Annotated in this window: 20 protein-coding genes and 3 pseudogenes; 22 read left to right on the top strand and 1 reads right to left on the bottom strand. The window is 49.9% G+C overall.

Translation table 11 applies throughout. From position 1 onward, the window contains the following. The first annotated feature begins 11 nt into the window (after nucleotides 1-11). The 21 genes and pseudogenes from O1722_RS08575 (at nucleotide 12) to mobC (ending at nucleotide 16557) form a co-directional block, all read left to right on the top strand. On the top strand, nucleotides 12-194 hold the full coding sequence (locus tag O1722_RS08575) for a hypothetical protein (RefSeq protein WP_001309570.1): 183 nt from the start codon (nucleotides 12-14) through the stop codon (nucleotides 192-194). Continuing rightward, nucleotides 179-760, top strand: coding sequence for a DUF2857 domain-containing protein (locus O1722_RS08570; protein WP_000937857.1), 582 nt, complete (start codon nucleotides 179-181; stop codon nucleotides 758-760). The genes O1722_RS08575 and O1722_RS08570 overlap by 16 nt, the downstream gene beginning before the upstream one ends. Beyond that, nucleotides 750-959 (top strand): TraR/DksA family transcriptional regulator, encoded by a 210-nt coding sequence (locus O1722_RS08565; RefSeq protein ID WP_001112403.1) that lies wholly within the window; start codon nucleotides 750-752, stop codon nucleotides 957-959. The genes O1722_RS08570 and O1722_RS08565 overlap by 11 nt, the downstream gene beginning before the upstream one ends. Nucleotides 960-1180: 221 nt before the next feature. Then, nucleotides 1181-1330 (top strand): annotated as a pseudogene (locus tag O1722_RS08560) (Hha/YmoA family nucleoid-associated regulatory protein); the annotation flags it as partial. A gap of 568 nt (nucleotides 1331-1898) precedes the next feature. Continuing rightward, on the top strand, nucleotides 1899-2132 hold the full coding sequence (locus O1722_RS08555) for a hypothetical protein (RefSeq protein ID WP_001231171.1): 234 nt from the start codon (nucleotides 1899-1901) through the stop codon (nucleotides 2130-2132). A gap of 72 nt (nucleotides 2133-2204) precedes the next feature. Further along, nucleotides 2205-2915, top strand: a complete 711-nt coding sequence (locus O1722_RS08550; protein WP_001446637.1) for a lytic transglycosylase domain-containing protein — start codon at nucleotides 2205-2207, stop codon at nucleotides 2913-2915. Continuing rightward, nucleotides 2915-3208 (top strand): TrbC/VirB2 family protein, encoded by a 294-nt coding sequence (locus tag O1722_RS08545; protein WP_000600171.1) that lies wholly within the window; start codon nucleotides 2915-2917, stop codon nucleotides 3206-3208. The genes O1722_RS08550 and O1722_RS08545 overlap by 1 nt, the downstream gene beginning before the upstream one ends. Nucleotides 3209-3220: 12 nt before the next feature. Next, nucleotides 3221-5958: pseudogene (locus O1722_RS08540) on the top strand (VirB4 family type IV secretion/conjugal transfer ATPase). Nucleotides 5959-5976: 18 nt separating this feature from the next. Beyond that, on the top strand, nucleotides 5977-6690 hold the full coding sequence (locus O1722_RS08535; protein WP_000848059.1) for a TrbJ/VirB5 family protein: 714 nt from the start codon (nucleotides 5977-5979) through the stop codon (nucleotides 6688-6690). 7 nt (nucleotides 6691-6697) lie between these two features. Further along, nucleotides 6698-6940, top strand: coding sequence for an EexN family lipoprotein (locus tag O1722_RS08530; RefSeq protein ID WP_000949385.1), 243 nt, complete (start codon nucleotides 6698-6700; stop codon nucleotides 6938-6940). A 3-nt stretch (nucleotides 6941-6943) separates the two neighbouring features. Next, nucleotides 6944-8017 carry a TrbL/VirB6 family protein gene (locus O1722_RS08525; protein ID WP_000014008.1) on the top strand — a complete coding sequence of 358 codons (1074 nt, stop codon included), beginning with the start codon at nucleotides 6944-6946 and terminating at the stop codon, nucleotides 8015-8017. Between the two features lie 87 nt (nucleotides 8018-8104). Continuing rightward, nucleotides 8105-8242, top strand: coding sequence for a hypothetical protein (locus O1722_RS08520; RefSeq protein ID WP_000825478.1), 138 nt, complete (start codon nucleotides 8105-8107; stop codon nucleotides 8240-8242). Further along, a complete protein-coding gene (locus O1722_RS08515; protein WP_001005327.1) occupies nucleotides 8235-8918 on the top strand; it encodes a VirB8 family type IV secretion system protein in 684 nt (227 codons plus the stop codon). Before O1722_RS08520 ends, O1722_RS08515 begins: the two co-directional genes overlap by 8 nt. Beyond that, a complete protein-coding gene (gene virB9 / locus O1722_RS08510) occupies nucleotides 8915-9823 on the top strand; it encodes a P-type conjugative transfer protein VirB9 (RefSeq protein ID WP_000976329.1) in 909 nt (302 codons plus the stop codon). The genes O1722_RS08515 and virB9 overlap by 4 nt, the downstream gene beginning before the upstream one ends. A 43-nt stretch (nucleotides 9824-9866) precedes the next feature. Then, on the top strand, nucleotides 9867-11129 hold the full coding sequence (gene virB10 / locus O1722_RS08505; protein WP_000997456.1) for a VirB10/TraB/TrbI family type IV secretion system protein: 1263 nt from the start codon (nucleotides 9867-9869) through the stop codon (nucleotides 11127-11129). After that, nucleotides 11119-12144 carry a P-type DNA transfer ATPase VirB11 gene (gene virB11, locus O1722_RS08500; protein WP_000125557.1) on the top strand — a complete coding sequence of 342 codons (1026 nt, stop codon included), beginning with the start codon at nucleotides 11119-11121 and terminating at the stop codon, nucleotides 12142-12144. Before virB10 ends, virB11 begins: the two co-directional genes overlap by 11 nt. After that, nucleotides 12141-12544 (top strand): annotated as a pseudogene (locus O1722_RS08495) (cag pathogenicity island Cag12 family protein). The gene virB11 and the pseudogene O1722_RS08495 overlap by 4 nt, the downstream one beginning before the upstream one ends. A gap of 35 nt (nucleotides 12545-12579) precedes the next feature. Then, on the top strand, nucleotides 12580-12882 hold the full coding sequence (locus tag O1722_RS08490) for a TrbM/KikA/MpfK family conjugal transfer protein (protein WP_001044654.1): 303 nt from the start codon (nucleotides 12580-12582) through the stop codon (nucleotides 12880-12882). 44 nt (nucleotides 12883-12926) lie between these two features. Continuing rightward, nucleotides 12927-13232 carry a hypothetical protein gene (locus tag O1722_RS08485; protein WP_001168332.1) on the top strand — a complete coding sequence of 102 codons (306 nt, stop codon included), beginning with the start codon at nucleotides 12927-12929 and terminating at the stop codon, nucleotides 13230-13232. A gap of 709 nt (nucleotides 13233-13941) precedes the next feature. After that, nucleotides 13942-15801 (top strand): type IV secretory system conjugative DNA transfer family protein, encoded by a 1860-nt coding sequence (locus tag O1722_RS08480; RefSeq protein WP_000602685.1) that lies wholly within the window; start codon nucleotides 13942-13944, stop codon nucleotides 15799-15801. 9 nt (nucleotides 15802-15810) lie between these two features. Beyond that, entirely contained in the window at nucleotides 15811-16557 is a 747-nt protein-coding gene (gene mobC, locus O1722_RS08475; protein WP_000909124.1) for a MobC family replication-relaxation protein, read from the top strand. A 192-nt stretch (nucleotides 16558-16749) separates the two neighbouring features. Here the strand turns inward: mobC and O1722_RS08470 are convergent, their stop codons facing one another. Further along, nucleotides 16750-17694, bottom strand: coding sequence for an ArdC family protein (locus O1722_RS08470; protein WP_040168253.1), 945 nt, complete (start codon nucleotides 17692-17694; stop codon nucleotides 16750-16752). Between the two features lie 236 nt (nucleotides 17695-17930). Here O1722_RS08470 and O1722_RS08465 point away from each other — a divergent pair, with 236 nt between their 5' ends. After that, a complete protein-coding gene (locus O1722_RS08465; RefSeq protein ID WP_001446639.1) occupies nucleotides 17931-18164 on the top strand; it encodes a JAB domain-containing protein in 234 nt (77 codons plus the stop codon). The last annotated feature ends 258 nt before the right edge of the window (nucleotides 18165-18422 follow it).

Here is an 18422-nt window from a genome sequence, read left to right as displayed (position 1 = left end):
AGGAGAAGATGATGAACATTAATATCCCTGCACTCATAAACTTCGATCCTGCAGGTATAAAAAAAAGCACCTGCATGTATATTTCAGACCTGCCCGGTATTGTGCTATATGAAACTATACCATTCACTGAATATTCAGCTGAATTACTGAGCACTTATTCAGTTAAGGAGTCAATTTCATGCTTCCATCCCTGAATCATATTATATTAACCGTTGCTCTTCAGGCGCTACGGGAAGGAAATATTCATCACTGCGAAACTATGGGATTCACTTACGATGAAATGAATTTGCTCGGTTGCTTATCAATAAACGATCTTATCACCCTCAGTCAGGCACCTTTACCGCTTGTCGATATTACTATCCGCCATGATGTCCTGCAAAAATTACTGGCATCATCCCACGAGGAAAACAGGCGTCAGGAACAACTGAACAGAGCTGTCAGGCTGGGGGGCTCAATCGCACTGATGAACCGTTATTTCGGGGTTGGCTCCAGAGAAACCTGTGCACGCCGCCGGTTACTCGGTGTCTCCGTTCCAAACGGGAGAACACCCATTCCGGATGAAGAAACCGATGCTGCAATCTGGCATCAGTGGCAAAAATATCGGGTCGAAAACATTGATTCCCCGGAGGCGCTGGACGCCATGATGCAGGTTACAGAAAACCTTTCATCGTGTACTGCCCCCTCGCTGACCGTTGTCTGGAACTGCATCACGCATTGCGAAAGAAAGAACACGGTAAGGAGAATACAACGTGCCAGATGAAATCGATCGCGATCAGGCGTTTAATGAACGGTGCCTAGAAGCACTGATTGAACAAAGCCGGTTAAGACCCACACCGACACCTTCCCTGCAGCACTGTCGATTTTGCGGCAAGGCTATTCCGGAAAAACGCCGTCAGACGCTGCCGGGTGTAACAACCTGTACTGACTGTCAGTCGATACTGGAGAAACGCAGACGTTAAATCTGTATGTGCGGAGGAGAATAGCTCCGCACATTTTAATATGCACCAGCCGGCTTGTTTTCAGGTTCCCGTGCCTCCATGTCATGGATGAATAACCTGCTCACATCTCCTGCTGTGGCAATCCTTTTTTACAGTCAGTACACCAGAGGTCAGACATGAACAAACCGGCAAACAAGATGGAATTCGTCAGAAAACTGCGGTAAATAAATGACGGCAGCCTGCTGGAAAAGGTTGTCGGGCATATGGAAGAAAAGCTCACAGGGAATGAGCTTGAAATGCTTTATGCCGCAGCAGATTATCGCCGCGCAGAGATTGTAATAAACCAGTACTTTGATAAGGTTCCCGGTAATGTCTGGAAATATGTCAGATAACTCTGTGTTTTTTATGCAACAGGTACAGACGGATACCACTGCGGCATGAAAACGAATTTCACCACCCGGCCCGGTAAGTATCGGCCTAAGTGGCCGGGAAACGTTTAACCAGATTAAAGACCGTCCCTTACAACAAAAGGGACTACTGTATTCCTGTCTTTCACGCCTTACACATTATTGTCGTTACCAAATTCAGCCACAGAGACAGCATACAACCCCATCTGACATATAAAGAAAGTCTTCCTCCGGATGTTTAATTTAACCTGATAATAATCAACAAATATTATTATCAGCCCGCCCGTCATCATTCATGCACACACACACCATGCCAGTAATACGTTAATTTCAAATACTTTTTTATCATTCCTTCCGGTATTTATTTTCCCGTTAAAATTTCATTCCCCCTCCTGCATCCTGACCATGCTCTTTAACAATATGGAGCGGGCTGTCACACAACCATAATTCAGGGTGCCGCTGAATGTTCTCGCTGACCCGTTAAAACCGGAATGCAGGATCGGAATGTGATCGAAGAGATCATCTTCAACAATTTTAATTAAACGAGGACACTATGAGAAAGCCTGTTTATTACGCGTATGTTGCCCAGGAAAGTCATCCGGACTCTCAGGGTGAGAAAAATACCTGGTGGACAAAGGTCGGAGTCGCCTTTCCCCACCACGGTAAATCCGGTCTGAATATTGTCCTGACGCCCGGTATTGCCGTTTCCGGCAAACTGGTCCTGCTTGAGCCCCGGGAGGAAAATAATCCACCACAGAATACGGGCCCCATCGAAACCGTGTCGTAACCACCCTTAATTCTGTTCCCACAGCATGCAGTATCAGCAGACCCTGCATGTCACTTGTTTACTGAGGTCACCATGCTTTCCACCACAGCCTTTCTGGCGATAGCCATGCAGTGCGCCGCCAGCATTCATCCGTCCACGGCATTCGACGTGGCACGGGTGGAATCCGGTTTTAACCCTTATGCCATCGCTGAGATTGTCCCGAAGGCCGGCCCCTCTTTCGGCGATCAACACATTATTTCTCACCTGCCAGCCAGCCGGGGAGATGCAGAGCATATTCTCCGCCGCCTGACAGCACAGGATCGCCGTTACTCTGTCGGGCTGATGCAAATCACCAGCACCAATTTCCGCCATTATGGTGTGTCCGCCACAGAGCTACTTGATCCCTGTACCAATCTGTCCGTCTTCGAACACATTCTCAGAGACTGCTACCGGCGCGGCGGCACGCTGAAAAGGGCGCTGAGTTGTTATTATTCCGGCAATTTCAGTACCGGGCAACAACCTGAAACGGCGTTTTCCGGAACGAGCTATATCCAGCGAATCGGTTATCCGCCGGGATCATCCCGCTATGCGGTCCCCGGAACCCGTGAGGACAAATCATCAGTTGCCGTTCCCCTGAAAACCGCCCCTGCCAGTGACTCATCCCGTCACCACGAGATCTGGCCCGGAGTCGTCGTCCGTGGCGTCCCTGCGAAACTCCGCCAAGAAAAAATCTTCATCGCACCGTTCTCCGCGCCGTCAGTGCGCCGGAGTTTCTCCCTGTCACCCCGTGAGGAGGAGGAATAATGATACTTTTCCGCAAGCTAAAAGCTGTGGTCCCCCCCGTTTCGGCCTGTACGCTGACGACTTTTTCTGCAACCCCGGCACTGGCCGACGGATTTCAGCGGGCAAATACTGTCATGCAAAAAGTGTCAACCGGGCTGCATGGTCTGGCGGCAATCACGATCACCGTGGCCGTGATCTGGATTGGCTATAAGACCCTGTGGAAAGGCGAGAGCCTGTCGCAGTGCGGCTACATCATCATTGGCGGCATTTTAATTGGCGGAGGCAGTGAAATCGGCGCTCTGCTGATGAGCTAAGAGGCTGAACATATGGCAAAGCTGCTCAAGGCAATGAAACGCCCGGCGGCGCTGTGGGGGGTGCCTATGGTGCCCCTGCTGGCTGTCACGGGTGTAACCATCATCGTTGCTGTCTGGACTTCCGTCGCACTCCTGTTCTTACTTCCCGTCGAATTTCTGGTGATGAAATCCCTCACCAGAAATGAACCAATGCGGTTCAATCTGATTGCCGTTTGGCTGAGAGTGAAGGGAAAACCGGTAGCAAACCGTTTATTTGGCGCAACAACACTTATGCCCGTTGAGCATGAGGCTGTTGATATCAAGGAGTTTCTCGACGCCATGAAACTAAATCAGTGTGCCACCATCAAGAAGTATATTCCGTACTCATCGCACATTCATCAGCATGTGGTTCGCTCACCTAAAAGCGATCTGTACTGCACCTGGGAATTGATGGGAACGCCGTTCGACTGCGAGTCTGACGAATCACTCCAGTTCGGGACGAACCAGTTACACGGGCTAATCCACTCATTCGAAGGTATGCCCGTCACTTTCTATATCCATAACGACCGCAATACGTTTACCGACAATCTTCATAAAGATTCCGGCAACCCGTATGCCGATGAAGTTAGCCGTCTTTACTACGCTTCTGTCGGGGTGTTCCGGCGTAACCGCCTGTTCCTGACAGTCTGCTATCGCCCGTTTGTCAGCCTTGAAAAAGCAGAACGCAAACGGATGAAAGACAGCCAGAAACTAAAGGAACTGGACGGTGCTTTGCTGGAAATGCTGGAAATAAAAAGCACGCTCGATACCGCGCTGTCGCGCTATGGTGCGCGGCCTCTCGGTACGTTTACCGAAGGAAGCGCGGTGTTTTCGTCGCAACTGGCTTTCTATGAATATCTGTTAACGCACCAGTGGCGAAAGGTGCGCGTCACCCGCACCCCGGCCTATGACGTGATGGGAGCGGCGGCGTTGTTCTTTTCGGCTGAATCCGGGCAGATAAACCACGCCAACGGTACGCAATATTTCCGGGGGCTGGAGGTTAAAGAGTTCTCCGAAGAAACCGCCACGGGGATGATGGACTCCCTTCTTTATGCCCCCTGCGATTACGTGATCACGCAGTCCTATACCTGCATGTCACGCGAGGAAGCGAAGAAAGCCATTAAGCGTACCCGTCGCCTTTTGATGAGTGCCGATGACGATGCTGTTTCCCAGCGGCTGGATCTGGATGTGGCGCTTGACCTGCTGACATCGGGGAAAATCGCTTACGGAAAGCACCATTTTTCCATCATGGTGTATTCCCCGTCGCTGGAAAACCTAGTGGCTGATACTAACGAAATCAGTAATGCGCTGAACAACATCGGGATAACGCCTGTTCCGGCAGAAATATCGCTTTCAGCGGCGTATATGGCGCAACTGCCAGGCAACTACAACCTGCGGCCACGTAAAGGGGAGCTAAGTAGCCAAACTTTGTGGAGCTGGCCGCACTCCATAATTTCTATCCGGGCAAGCGCGATAAAGCCCCCTGGGGGGATGCTATGGCTTTACTGCGCACCCCGTCAGGAGATGGCTACTATATCAACCTGCATAACACACTGGCAGATAAGGACGAATTCAACGAAAAGAACCCGGCCAGTACCTGCATCCTCGGTACGAACGGTTCGGGTAAAACCATGTTGATGACGTTCTTTGAGATCATGCAGCAGAAATACGGGCGTGAGGATAGCTTCTCCCCGGATGCCAAAACCAAACGGCTGACAACCGTTTACCTCGATAAAGACCGGGGCGCAGAGATGAACATCCGGGCGCTGGGTGGCCGTTACTATCGGGTTATCAGTGGTGAGTCTACAGGGTGGAACCCGTTCTCGTTGCCAGCAACCAAACGCAATATCAATTTCATCAAGCAACTGATGAAAATCCTTTGTACCCGCAACGGCTCGACGATCTTCCCACGCGATGAACGCCGTCTGAGTGATGCGGTTAATGCTGTGATGAATGACGAGCCACAATATCGCGTCTACGGCATTACCCGAATGCTGGAGAATTTGCCTGAGCCGGCTACGAAAGAAGCCCAGGAAAACGGCCTTAGCATTCGGTTGTCACAGTGGGCGCAGGGCGGTGAGTTCGGCTGGGTGTTTGATAACGAGTCTGACACGTTCGATATCAGCAACTGCGATAACTTCGGCATCGACGGAACGGAGTTCCTGGACGATGCAAGCGTATGTGCGCCAATCTCGTTTTATCTGCTGTACCGCATTACCAGCCTGCTTGACGGGCGACGCCTGGTCATTTTCATGGATGAATTCTGGAAGTGGTTACGCGACCCGGTGTTTAAGGACTTTGCTTATAACAAGCTGAAAACCATCCGTAAGCTGAACGGGATGCTGGTCGTCGGCACTCAATCCCCGGCTGAGATCATCAAAGATGATATCGCCCCGGCAGTGATTGAGCAGTGCGGGACACAGATTCTGGCGGCGAACCCCAACGCCGACCGCGCACATTATGTTGACGACATGAAGTTTGAACCGGAAGTGTTCGACGTGGTGAAAGGGCTTGACCCGCAAGCCCGCCAGTATGTTGTGGTGAAAAATCAGTTCAAGCGCGGCGATACCAAACGTTTTGCCGCTCGTGTCACGCTAGACCTGTCGGGTATCGGCAGATATACCAAAGTCATGAGCGGCGATGCCCCCAACCTCGAAATATTCGAATCGATTTACCGGGAAGGAATGCAGCCTCATGAATGGCTCGATACCTACCTGGCTAAAGCACTCTGATTCCAAAGGAGATATAGGATGAAAACTCACTTTTACGCGCTAATTTTCGCATGTTCGCTTGCAAGCCCTCTGGCACAAGCGGGAGGTATATTAGTATTTGATGCCACGGCCAAACTGGAAAATGTCCGCCAGTGGCAGAAAGAAGCGAAGCAATGGATGGAGACCGCACAACACTACAAAGACCAGATACGAGCTTATAAAGACCAACTGGCAACAGCCACAGGTGTTCGAGATATCGCCAGCTTTGTTGACCAAGCCAAAAGCCTGAAAGCCGATCTCGAAAAACTACGCAAGCCGGGACAGGCTCTGAATGATTTGCTTCTCTCCGGCGGCTCCTCCGGGCAGTTCGATGCGCTGTACGAAAAATATAAAATTTTTGATACCTGCAAAGCCGAACGCTCGGAGAGTTATGCCAACGTGTGCAAACAACAGGTCATCAATAAAGCTATCCAGCTTGAGCAGACCGACGAGATCCAGAATCAGGTAAGCCAGGCCCTGGGAGAAATCAACAGCCTCTCCAACAGAGTTGCGCTAGCCAAAGATTCGAAAGAATCTCAAGACCTTGCAAACAGTATTCAGCTAAAATCTGTCATGCTGAACACGCTTACCACTCAGTGGGAAATGAGTGTGAAAGCAGCAGATAAACGCGAAAAAGTGCTTGAGGCGGAGCGCGTTAAACAGTGGAACCAACAGCAGTTAAACGCGCCAACTGCTGACCTTAATAATTTATGAGGTTTTTATGTTATCAAAAAAAATTATTTTAATTTCGACGCTCACCCTGTGTTTTTCTGTTATTGGATGCAAGGAGGAAGCTAAAACAACAAAATGGTATAAGGAACACCCTGATGAATTAAAACTCGTTTATGAAAAGTGCCAAAAGAGTGGTGATGCTACTGAAAACTGCAAGAATGCAAATGAAGCCCACTATCAAATAAAGCAGCTAAACGCACCAACTCCAGACTTAAATAATTTAGAGGAGTAATATATGAGTGGCGGTCTTTTTGTTGGGGTTGAGAAATACCTAATAGGAGGAATAACGGACGCCACAAAAGGATTAATGATGTCGTACTCTTCTATGATGATGGGGCTGGCAGCAGCGTCAGCTACCATCTACATCATGTGGCGTGGATACCAGACTCTGGCTGGTAAGCTCTCTACGCCGATGGAAGACACGATGTGGGACATCATGAGGATGGCGATCATCCTGTCCTTTGTAGCTAATTTAGGTGGCTACCTCGATGGCGTTATTGATGCCATAAACGGAATAAAGGAGGGTTTTTCTGGCAGTGATAATATATGGCAGCTATTAGACACCTTATGGAATAAAGCAAAGGTGTTAGGTAAAACATTACACGACATGGATGATTCCACTTATATAAAAGATGAGGGAATGACTGCTCAATTTTATGTCTGGCTTGGGATATTCGTCTTAATGATTATCACCGCGTTTGTTTCCATGATAGCGGAAGTCATGATCTTATTACTGAGTATTACAGCACCTATATTTATTTTTTGCCTTATGTATGGTTTTCTCCGCACCATGTTCAATAACTGGCTACAAAATATATTTGCAGCCATATTAACCATTATGCTTTCAGCTCTTTCTTTAAGAATTGTAGTGAATTATTTAAACCTAGTCCTTACCAAGGCAACGAAGGTCGCGGACAGTTCAACAATTGTTGAATTAGGAGCACAAGTCTGTCTTGCGGGTATCTGTGCGGCAATATTGGTTTATCTCTCCGCAAAACTGGCCGCAGCACTGGCCGGGGCGAGTGCTACCGTATCCATGCAGGGGCTGGCCGCTGTAGGTATCGGTGCTGCTGCTTTTGGTGCCGGGAAGCTAGCCGGAGGTGCAATTAAAGAAACCAAACGTTCCACCCAGGACAACATTCAGGGCTGGAAGGATGCGAATGCAGGTAAGCCCGGCAAGCCTGGAGGTGAGTTAGGCTATAACGCTTCTAAAGCGCGTAAATACGCGATTGAGCAGATGATAGCCCGGAACGAAGCGCGGAGGCTGGCACAGTCGAGAGAATCCGCAGTTAAGAAGTTCAATAGCTAAGACGTCTCCAGTCCATCCCCCCAAAGTGCCAACTTATGAAAATATAATTATATTTTCATATTTTTAATTCAATTGAGGAAATATTTGATGAAACGCTTGATTGCGCTGGCTTTGCTATGCGCGCTTTCTGGCTGCGCCCAGAACACGCTTCCATCTGCATTTAGCGGTAAGGGAGAACCCGTAAACACATCTCAAATTATGGCGGAGTTAAACAGTCATGAATGAACAGAAATTAATTGCTGAATCCCGCACCTTTGAGCAGCAAATGATTGACCGGGATAAACGCGCCACGAAAGCCGGTTTTGTTGTTGGCGGTGTGGGTCTGCTGATTGCGGTACTGGCGCTCGTCGCCGTGGTCGTGATGTTGCCACTAAAACAGACAGACGTTGATCTGTATACCGTGGATAACCACACAGGACGGGTGGAACATGTTACCCGGACATCGAAAACCAGCCTGACCGCAACAGAAGCCTATCAAAAGGCGATGGCCGCAAACTACGTCAAAGTACGTGAGCGGTATGTCTATCCCTCTTTGCAGGACGACTACGAGACGGTACAGGTCTACAACGCTCCCCAGGTAAACGATGACTATCTGGCGCTTTACGCCGGAAAAAACGCCCCGGACAAGGTTTATAAGAACGGTGCGCACACCGTGAAAGTGGAGATCCTGTCCAACCAGATCACCGATGGAACAGCCCCCGATAAAGTCGCCACTGTTCGCTACAAGAAGATTATCCGCCGTCTGGCTGATAACAGCACCCGCAACGAGTATTGGGATGCCCGGTTCACATTCCATTCAGACCCTGACAAGGACATGAGCGATGCGGAACGCGAGATCAACTACTTCGGCTTTACCGTCACCAGTTGGCAGACCGACCGCGAAATCCGGGGAGGTGAATGATGAAAAAGTTAACGTTTACCGCACTGGCACTGATGATGTGCGGCGCGGCATGGGGTGCGGCCATACCACAGGCAAGCCGCTATGACTCCCGTGTTCAGCAGGTTATCTATAACCCTCAGAACGTCACCGTCGTTAACACCAAACCCGGCTTTATGACAACGCTGGTATTTGATAACGATGAGGCGGTCATAAGCGCCAAACCCGGCTTTGATGAGGCGTGGGAAGCAACGCCGGATGCAAACCGGGTAAACGTTCGCCCGGTTGCGCTCACGCAGGGAGCGCCCGGAGAAGATGGCAACACAACGCAGGTCGTGATCCCCCCGAACAGCCGGGACTGGCATACCAATATGCTGGTTGTCACCAGTAAGCGCCTGTACAACGTCGAGCTGAACGTCATCGATGATAAATCGGCACAGCAACCCGCTTTTCAGGTGAGCTATCGCTATCCGGGCGAAGAACGGGACAAAGCGAGCCGGGAGGCGACGGCCAGACAGCGCGAGTGGGAGCAGAAACAGCAACAGGCCAGCGTCCAGAAAGCGCTGAACTCGGCGCAGACGCCCCGCAACTGGAGTTACACCAAATATCCGGGCAAAGGCAGTTTCAACATAGTTCCCGACTTTGCTTATGACGATGGCCGCTTTACGTTCGTGGGCTTCTCCCCGTCTAAGTCCATTCCTTCTGTCACCAAAGAGCTGAACGGCAAAGAGCATGCGGTTAACAGCAGTATCCAGAAGAAAGGCGACTTCACCGTACTGGTGATTCAGGAGGTGACGCCACGCCTGGTACTGCGTTCCGGTAATGCCGTTGTAGGTCTGGAAAATAGCGGATTTGGCAAGGTACACGCCGCCGATGGTTCCACCGTATCCCGGCAGGTGGAAAGAGTGGAAAAACCGGAATCCAATTAATCTATAAAAATAGTTTTATATTTTTATAAAAGGAAACATGCAGATGAACGACGAAAACAAAGTGCCTGTGCCGGATGAAGCGCAGGCATCCCCGGCACACGCTGAGGATGATATTGCCACGCTTGAGCGGGAAGCCCGCGTAAAAAGGGAGGCAGAGCTTCTCAACGCGCAGGACGACGAAGAGAAAGACCCGGTACAACCCGCCGTTAACAAGCTGAAAAAGCGCAAACGGGGCAAAGCAACCGCCTTTCTTGCCATTGTCGCGGTCGCGCTTATCTTCCTGGCATGGGGTGGTAACTGGGTTTATCGCAATATCCTGTGGCAGCCTACGGAAGAAAAGAAACAGGACACAGCCCCGCAGACGAACAAAACCGATTACCGGCAGCGTAACGATCTCGGTATGTCCATCGATACAGCCGAAGAAGAGCCAGAGCAACAGGATAACGGCCAGAGCAGCGCGGGGGGAACAGGGCAGGCGGCTGCCCCGCCAGAACTCAACAAAGCCAGCTTCCTTATTCGCCGTGATGGTTCGGCCACCACACAGAACCAGGTAAAAACCCGGCAGCAGGAAATGACGCTGACATCGGCAACAACCACCGGACAACAGGACAGCAGCGCGGCCACACCTCCCGGCCAGCCGCAAAATACCACCGCACCGTCGCAGGGACAAAGCCCCGCACCAGTACGGCGCATACCCTATAACCCTGACCTGTACATCCCGGAAAATACCTCGATCCCCTGCTCACTGGATCGCCGCTTTGTATCTGACCGGGCGGGGAAACTTCGCTGTACGGTCACTACTGACATCTGGAGCGCCAGCGGCAACACGAAGCTGATAGAGAAAGGCACTACCGCATCATTACTTTACCGCGCCATAGCGGAAGAAGGTATGAGGCACGGGCAAGGGCGGGCATTCATCATTGCGACGAAGCTACGCACCCGCCAGCCACCTTATCTCGATATCCCGTTGGTTGATACCAGCGCGGCTGGCGAGCTGGGCGAGGCTGGCGTTGATGGGTGGATAGATTCGCACTTCTGGGAGCGATTCGGCGGCGCATTAATGGTTGGCATGATCCCCGATATTGCCGCATGGGCATCCAACAGCGCAGGTAAAAAAGACCGCAATACGGACTATACGGAAAACAGTCGCCAGGCTATGGCAGATATGGCTCGTACCACTCTGGAAAACAGCATCAATATTCCCCCAACGCTCCATAAGAATCAGGGCGAGATCATCAATCTGATCACAGGCGAGGATATTGATTTTTCCAACATCTATACACTAAGGTTGAAAAATGACCGCTAAGAATATTTCCCTCGACCGCTATAAACAACGTTTCTTTGGCGACTTTCTGGAGCTTCCCGGCCTGACGGAAATCGCCGTCAACCGTCCAGGTGAACTGTACACAAAAATCAACGGCGTGTGGGAGCAACATGCCGTTCCTTTGAACTATGAGGATTGCTACAACTTTGCCCGGTGCCTGGCAAAACACCACGGCGACAATATCGAAGATATTAAGCCGGGGCTGTCAGCCACGCTGGAATCCGGCGAACGGTGCCAGGTGATTGTTCCTCCGGCCTGTGAGCGCGATACGGTGTCTATCACCATCCGTAAGCCATCAAAGGTACAAATCCCGCATCAGTCATATATCGATGCGGGGTTTTATAACCGGGTAACAGGCGAGGAAAAAACGGAGACGCACGACGAGGAATTAATTGCATTGTACAATACAAAAAACATTCCTTTGTTTATGGAGAAATGCGTCGAGTACGGTAAAACTCTCGCGGTCGCCGGGGAAACCAGTACAGGGAAAACTACCTATATGAAAATGTTGATAGGTTATATTCCGGTACATCTTCGGATATCAACAATTGAGGACAACCCGGAAATCACGTTCTTTATCCATAAAAACTACGTCCATCTTTTTTATCCGTCAGAATCATCAGATGAAAAAGGTTCTATCGTTACCCCGGCGAGCCTTTTACGCTGGAATTACCGTATGAACCCTGACCGCATTTTATTAACAGAGGTTCGCGGTGCGGAAGCCTGGGACTTCCTTAAAATAACAGGTTCCGGCCATGAAGGGAGTATGACCTCCATTCATGCAGGATCAGCGAAAGAAGCTATAGATGGGTTTATTACCCGTTGCTATGAAAATCCACAGTGCGCCCAGCTCCCCTATACATTTATGTTACGTAAGGTTCTGGATAGCCTGGACGTGATTGTGAGCATTGATTTAGACGGAAATGTCCGCCGTATGAATGACATTTATTTCCGTCCAATTCATCGAAACCAGTATTTTGAGGAAATGAAAGCATGATAAAACAAATTAAAGTAATTATGTTGGCAGCAATAGTTACCGGATGTTCATCGCCACCGCCTCCCGTTCCTGTAGATTGGGATAAAGCCGCCGCCCCATTAAATACCAGTTTACCGCAATGGAGCGACAATAACGTTATGGTCCCTTCCCCGACAGTTAACAGTAAATGGACATCATCAATCAGCGCACAAAGTTTCTACAATACAATACAATATGGACTCCAGCCGTATTTTACGCAGTCGCCCACTCAACACGAATTGTCGTCACTGCACAATCCGGCACTGATTTCTTTAATGCCAAAAACTGGCTTCGGCAGAATGGAGCAAAAGGTGTTATTGAATACCAGCCTGTCTTTAATTGTCTGACGTGCAGAGAAACCACTATTTATTTCTCTCGCTAATCAATTTAAGCAACACAACCTAATAAGGACTCACCATGAATAAAACCGTTATCGCGGCGGCTGTATTATGTATGGCCGCAGGAACCCCAATTTATTCCTTTGCCGCTGACCCGTGCGAAGTTGTTCTTTGCATGTACGGAAAAGCAACGGGTAATAGTGGTGGAAGTGAATGCCGCTCAGCAGAAAAGGCTTTCTTTAATATAGTCAAAAAGAATAAACATGGTTTCTTACCTAACCATACGTTGAATGCGAGAAAAGCATTTCTTGGTGAATGTCCCAGCGCAGACCCGGAGGCAGTAAATAAAATACTATCTAAGTTCGGCAAGGTCAGAGGATAGTAATAATCCGCATAACACCCCCTGTTTACTGTAAAAGGTGCAACATGCAAAAAGAAGACTTATTTATCCGAAATATACATTCTCGTAATCAGGACAGGATATCGGTAGCCCTGATATATGACACGTTATCTAAAGAAGCCCACAGTGGTTGTGGGCTGTATTATGAGATATACGAAAGCAGGCTTATCGGTCTTTTGCGCGATCATCTTTTAGAACTTAATGAAGCTGACGCAAATAAATTACGACGCTATGCCGAAAGCAAAGGCACGAAAATTGATGATGCGTCCTACAGTGAAGCACTGGAAGCTGAAAGGGAGTGCAGGGCTGAAATATACCGCGAACAGATGTAATCACACAGAACAAAAATGTATTGTGCAACACACAGGCTGACAGGCGGCGGGTTTTTAAGGCTTCATTATTTTTGGCTTCAATTTCGAAGAAATTGTTAAGACGAAAAATAATGAAGTGGAACGTGGACAGAAAATTCAATTTCGGAGAAATTGCTAATTTTCAGGATCCACGTCCACCCGCGAACATTCGCCCCAGCGAATTGAAGCGGGCCGGGGGGAGCCGCAAAAATTTTGCCGCCCCAGCGAGCAATAAGGCACGCCCACGTGCCGGTTTTTGTGGGGGGCTTGCCCCGCACACCGTCGCAGCCAGGCTATATTTCCCGCCCCGGCGGGGAATATGCCGATTAGGCGCGACCAACCCCTTTAAAGCAGCGTTCCCATTTTTTCGAGCTTGCGAAGAAAAAATAGGCTAAACGCGCGTCTTAAAGGGGTTGGTCGCGCGTAGCGTGCGACGGTGTGCCGCCGTTGACCCCGGGGGTTTTGACGCGACGTTCAGCCGCGACATTACCCCCATGCGACAGGCAATAAGGGCGTCCAGCCCGCATGTACTGGCGCACGCCGTGTCGTGCAGGAAAGCATGCTTTCCTGCACATGGCCGCACAGCGGCCACCTTCTTTACCCCATACGCTCGCCCCGCCTTTTCGCCCGACACCGTGGGGCGAATTGATGGGGCGATGTTATGGGGTGAATAGCTGACGAGGGAGGTATCATGATTTTAAATAAGCTTGCCGCTTCACTGTCGCCGATAGTGAACGGGATGCTGGCGCTGCTCGCTTTTGTGCAACAGCAACAACTGGTGCTGGCGTTATTAGCGGGGCTGACGATGCCGTTTTTTGCGTCGATGAAAAGCGATGAACGGCAGAAAGCCCCGTTATGGAAAAAGCTGATTATCGCTTTTTCCCTGCTGTGTTTTCTCTCCGGCACACTGGCTCCGGTCGTTATCGGACCCTTTCAGTGGTTGTATAAGATCAGACCCAGCAGTGATAATACGGTACTGGCTTGGTCAGTACGGATTGCATTCACTGTAACCGGGGTTATTTTTCATATTATGCTTCGCCGGATATTCACGCCGGAACTGGACAAAATAAAGAAACGCCTTGTTAAAAAAACCACCCTTGAACGGGAATTGCGCACCGATGTCCGCACCGTAAAGTCCCTGCTGCCCGAAACACTGCATTATGATCCGCTGGATTATATCGACCTGAATAAAGGCATTTTTACTGGCATGGACAGGGAGAACGAACCAATGTATCTCCCGTTAAAAGACTGGCAGAAACAGCACGCGGATATTATTGGCACCACCGGAGCCGGTAAAGGGGTAGCTGCCGGGATATTGCTATATCAAAGTATTATTGCCGGTGAAGGCGTTTTTGTTATGGACCCCAAAGACGATGAATGGGCACCACACCTTTACCGCAAAGCCTGCGAGGATGCAGGAAAACCCTTTGCCTTAATTGACCTGCGAAAACAGCAATACCAGCTAAACCTGATTGAAGATATTACGCCAGATGAACTGGAAGAATTGTTCGTTGCCGGTTTCAGCCTGGCAGAAAAAGGGCAGGAATCGGACTTCTATCGTATTGATGACCGAAAAGCCGCCCGTATGGCCGCGCAATTTGTCAGTGATAACCCATCGGCAACTCTCCGTGATATTTATAACGGTGATTACGTTCAGGGTATTGCCGAAAAAATCAAAGCGTTCTTTGGGAAGATTGAGGAACTGGCATTACTCAATGCCATTAACTCACCAGAAGGCTTTTCGCTTAAGCACATATTTGATGAGGGCGGCTGCTGTTATGTAGTCGGCTCCATGCGAAACAGCAAAATTATTACCGCCCAGCGCATGCTGCTGGTTCGCCTTTACCAGTTAGCAGAAAGGCGCGACCGTGTAACAGACGTACCCCGCCCCATTGCTGTTTATCTTTCCGAACTGAAATACCATTTATCCAGGCCAGCGCTGGAAGGTTTAGGCGCGGCGCGGGATAAAGGCGTACACATTATTATGGACCACCAGTCCATCGCCGATTTAAAAGACTGCCCGGCAGATTTGAAAGGTGACGCCGTTGTCGGTGCGGTCGTTGAAAATGCCAAATTCAAACTGGTTTACCGGGTTATGGATCCGGATACGGCAGGCTGGGTGGCAAGAATGTCAGGCACGATTCTGGTGGATGACGAACTCCGCAAGGCTAAGACGGATAATATGCTGACAGAAACCATCGACAGTGAGCGCACAATCCGCCAGGCCGAACGTTTCTTTATTGACAGCAATATGATCCTGAACCTGCCCGATTTTGTCAGCTTTATCTTTACGACAAAAACGCTACCTTCTGCCTCCTTGATTTCACCGATAAAGGTCAGAAAGCGTCAGCTAAAAATCTTCTCGGTTTCCCCTGATATTGCCGCAGCGGCAGCCCCGGTGAAGATCATGCTGGATTTTGGCGAGGATGATAAACCAGCCATGCCGGATGTGATGACAACCCATCCGGCTCTTTTCTTCGACGAAAGCGAAGTAAAACCGGCAAAGTCCCAATCTGATGATGAAGAACACTTCTCCCCACTGGATTTTTAAGGAGTGGTTATGCTGATTTCGTCATATCACGAGCGCCAGACGCGCAACAGCGAGAAAATAAGACAACTGCTGAACTTCCTGAAAGAAGAAACCTACAGTGATTTTAAAACGCTGATGCAGTTATTTAGCTTCCGAGATCATAAGTCGCTTTATTCGCTGCTTGCAAAAATGGAGCGAATGGGGTTAATCCAGAAGCATATGCTTGAATCACGGACAATCAAGATTTCATTATGGGGGATCACCAGCGACGGGCTGGCGGCGGTCTTAACCCCGAATGATAAAATCTTTCCTGCGCGGTTTGAACCATCAAAAATCACCGGCTGGACACTGGAGCACCATCTTGATAATCAGGCCGCCAGGCTTATTCTGGAGAAGAAAGGTGCTTCGGGATGGATTAACGGCGACCGTGCCAGCTTTCTCAGCCAGTATCAGGTAAAACATCGCCCGGACGGGTTACTGACCCTGCCTGACGGTAACGTTATTGCCATTGAAACCGAGCGCCGCCTGAAAACCCGAGCCCGCTACCAGTCGATTATCGCCAGCCACCTGCTGGCCCGAACAAACAAGTACTGGATTTACATTTTTTATGTTGTGCCCGATCCACAGAAGAAGCGTGCGCTTGAACTGCTGTTTGACAGTATCAGGCATGTCATCATCAACCATCAGCACATCCCGCTGGAAGAACGCCACCGTAGGGTGTTTCGCATTTATACCTTTGATGAACTGAAACACCTGTCATTAGGCAGCTATACGTAAGCTTTTACTCAGGCCATCGTGATGGCCTCACCGGCCTGGCGGCGATACCGCCAGGCCGGAAATTTTTTATTCCACTGCGAGCCGCAGACTGTTCGGTACTCGCTGTGCTGCGTTCCGCCTCAGTCTGCGCCTTGCAGCGTTGCCGGTTAAAAGCCATGTAACCGCATTCCCTTGCGGTGTCTGATTCCGGTCTCAGAGTTTATCCATCAGGTAACGATGTGCTTTAGAGGCTGCGCTGGCCGCTTTGAAAATATAACGCTTGTCGTTTTTTAGCGCTTTCAGCCAGGAAGCAATATAGCTTCCATGTTGTACCTCTCCCTCAATCCCAAGATCCGCCATCAGAAAGGCACTTCCCAGCTCTGCTACCAGTTCTTCCTCTGCATAATCCGCACTGCCAAACTTCCCTTTCATTTCACGGTTCAGACGTTTTTTGCCACCACTCCAGTGAACCAGCTCATGCAGACCTGTAGCGTAGAAATTAGCCGCATCCGAAAACAGATGGCGCTCCGGTAGCCAGACTTCATCTGTTGATGGGCTGAAAAAGGCGTTTTGTCCTTTCTCGATGATGTTTGCGCCACTCTTCCGCAACAGGTTCTCAGCCTGCGGCAACGGGTCAAAGGTTGCTTCCGGGCTGACAGTTTCAGTTGTCAGGGACAGGCCGTCGATTTGCTGAACGTTAAACACGGTGAAGGTTTTCAGCATCGGGATATGTTCAACTTCTCCGGCGTCGTTTTCCTTCTCCAGCGTGGTGTAAAAAATAGCTGTTGTACCATGTTCCCCCTTGCGAACCTGTCCACCTGCTACCTGTGCCTGTTTGTAGGTCATCCAGCGTGAATCGCTGAAACCCTGCTTAGATGCGCTGCACCACAGTAACATGATGTTCATACCGCTGTAGGCTACGCCGGTGGCGTAATTCGATGGCAGACCAGATATGCCGGATACGCGTTGCCACGGGCAGGACCACGGTTTTACACCGTCTTCAAGTGCTGCAATGATGTTGTTGGTAACGGTCTGATAAATGTCGGCTCTGGTTTTAGAAAATTTCGTTTTTGAGGAGCCTGACGGGTCCAGCGGGGATACGCTGGTCGCCGCTGTGATGTTAGGGGCGCTAGTCTGGGTATGCAGGGAAATCGTCATGGTTTTTTCTCCGTCAGTGTGTGATTTTCGTCTTCGTATCGCCTGACGGTTCGCTTTCCCGGCATCGTTCCGTCCAGCAAGGGCGCAGCATGCGTGCCATTTACCCTTGCTGGACGGGTTGTGTTGGGAAACGATTAACCGGAAGCTGATATGAAGAACGAAAAGTACACAGGAGGAAAAACTATGCCCCTGCATAGCCGGACTTAGCGCCCCTTAGTTCGCAGCGGTGAAATGGTTTGGGGGTTAACACTGCAGCGGTGATACTTGCAAATAATCATCCGAGTGGTATCTCTGAGCCCAGTCATGCTGGCAAGGTGATGAGGGTGCAGATTAAAAAAGGATTGGGAATAGTCGACATGCGTACATTGGCTCACTTTACTTCGGAGGTGAGTCCACGGTGTCCTTCGCTGAATGGGGGTTATTTTGATCGCAGGGAGCTTCGGCCCCCATTTTGCTGTGATCTATGTTGAATTCTCCGTGGCAGCATGTTCCCTACGCTTTGGAATACCGACTGTATGCGCTGCTTACTTTTATTGTATTTGATTATACTCAATTTATGTACGATTGACGTACATCCTCAAAACCCTTACCGTTGAGTAATAGCCTGTCCTTTTTGTGGCATAATATGACCGCAGCTGCCCGTCACCCAAATGAAGTTCTCACACAATGGCATGAGGCTGGTGGTGTGTTAACGATTGAGCTAGCGCGCCAACTTGGTGTCCCAGCCA

It is taken from the genome of Enterobacter cloacae complex sp. HYC003_NIDB, from assembly GCF_056673375.1.
The sequence above is the reverse complement of the archived record's forward strand: the minus strand, read 5'-3'. Positions and strand labels throughout refer to the sequence as shown.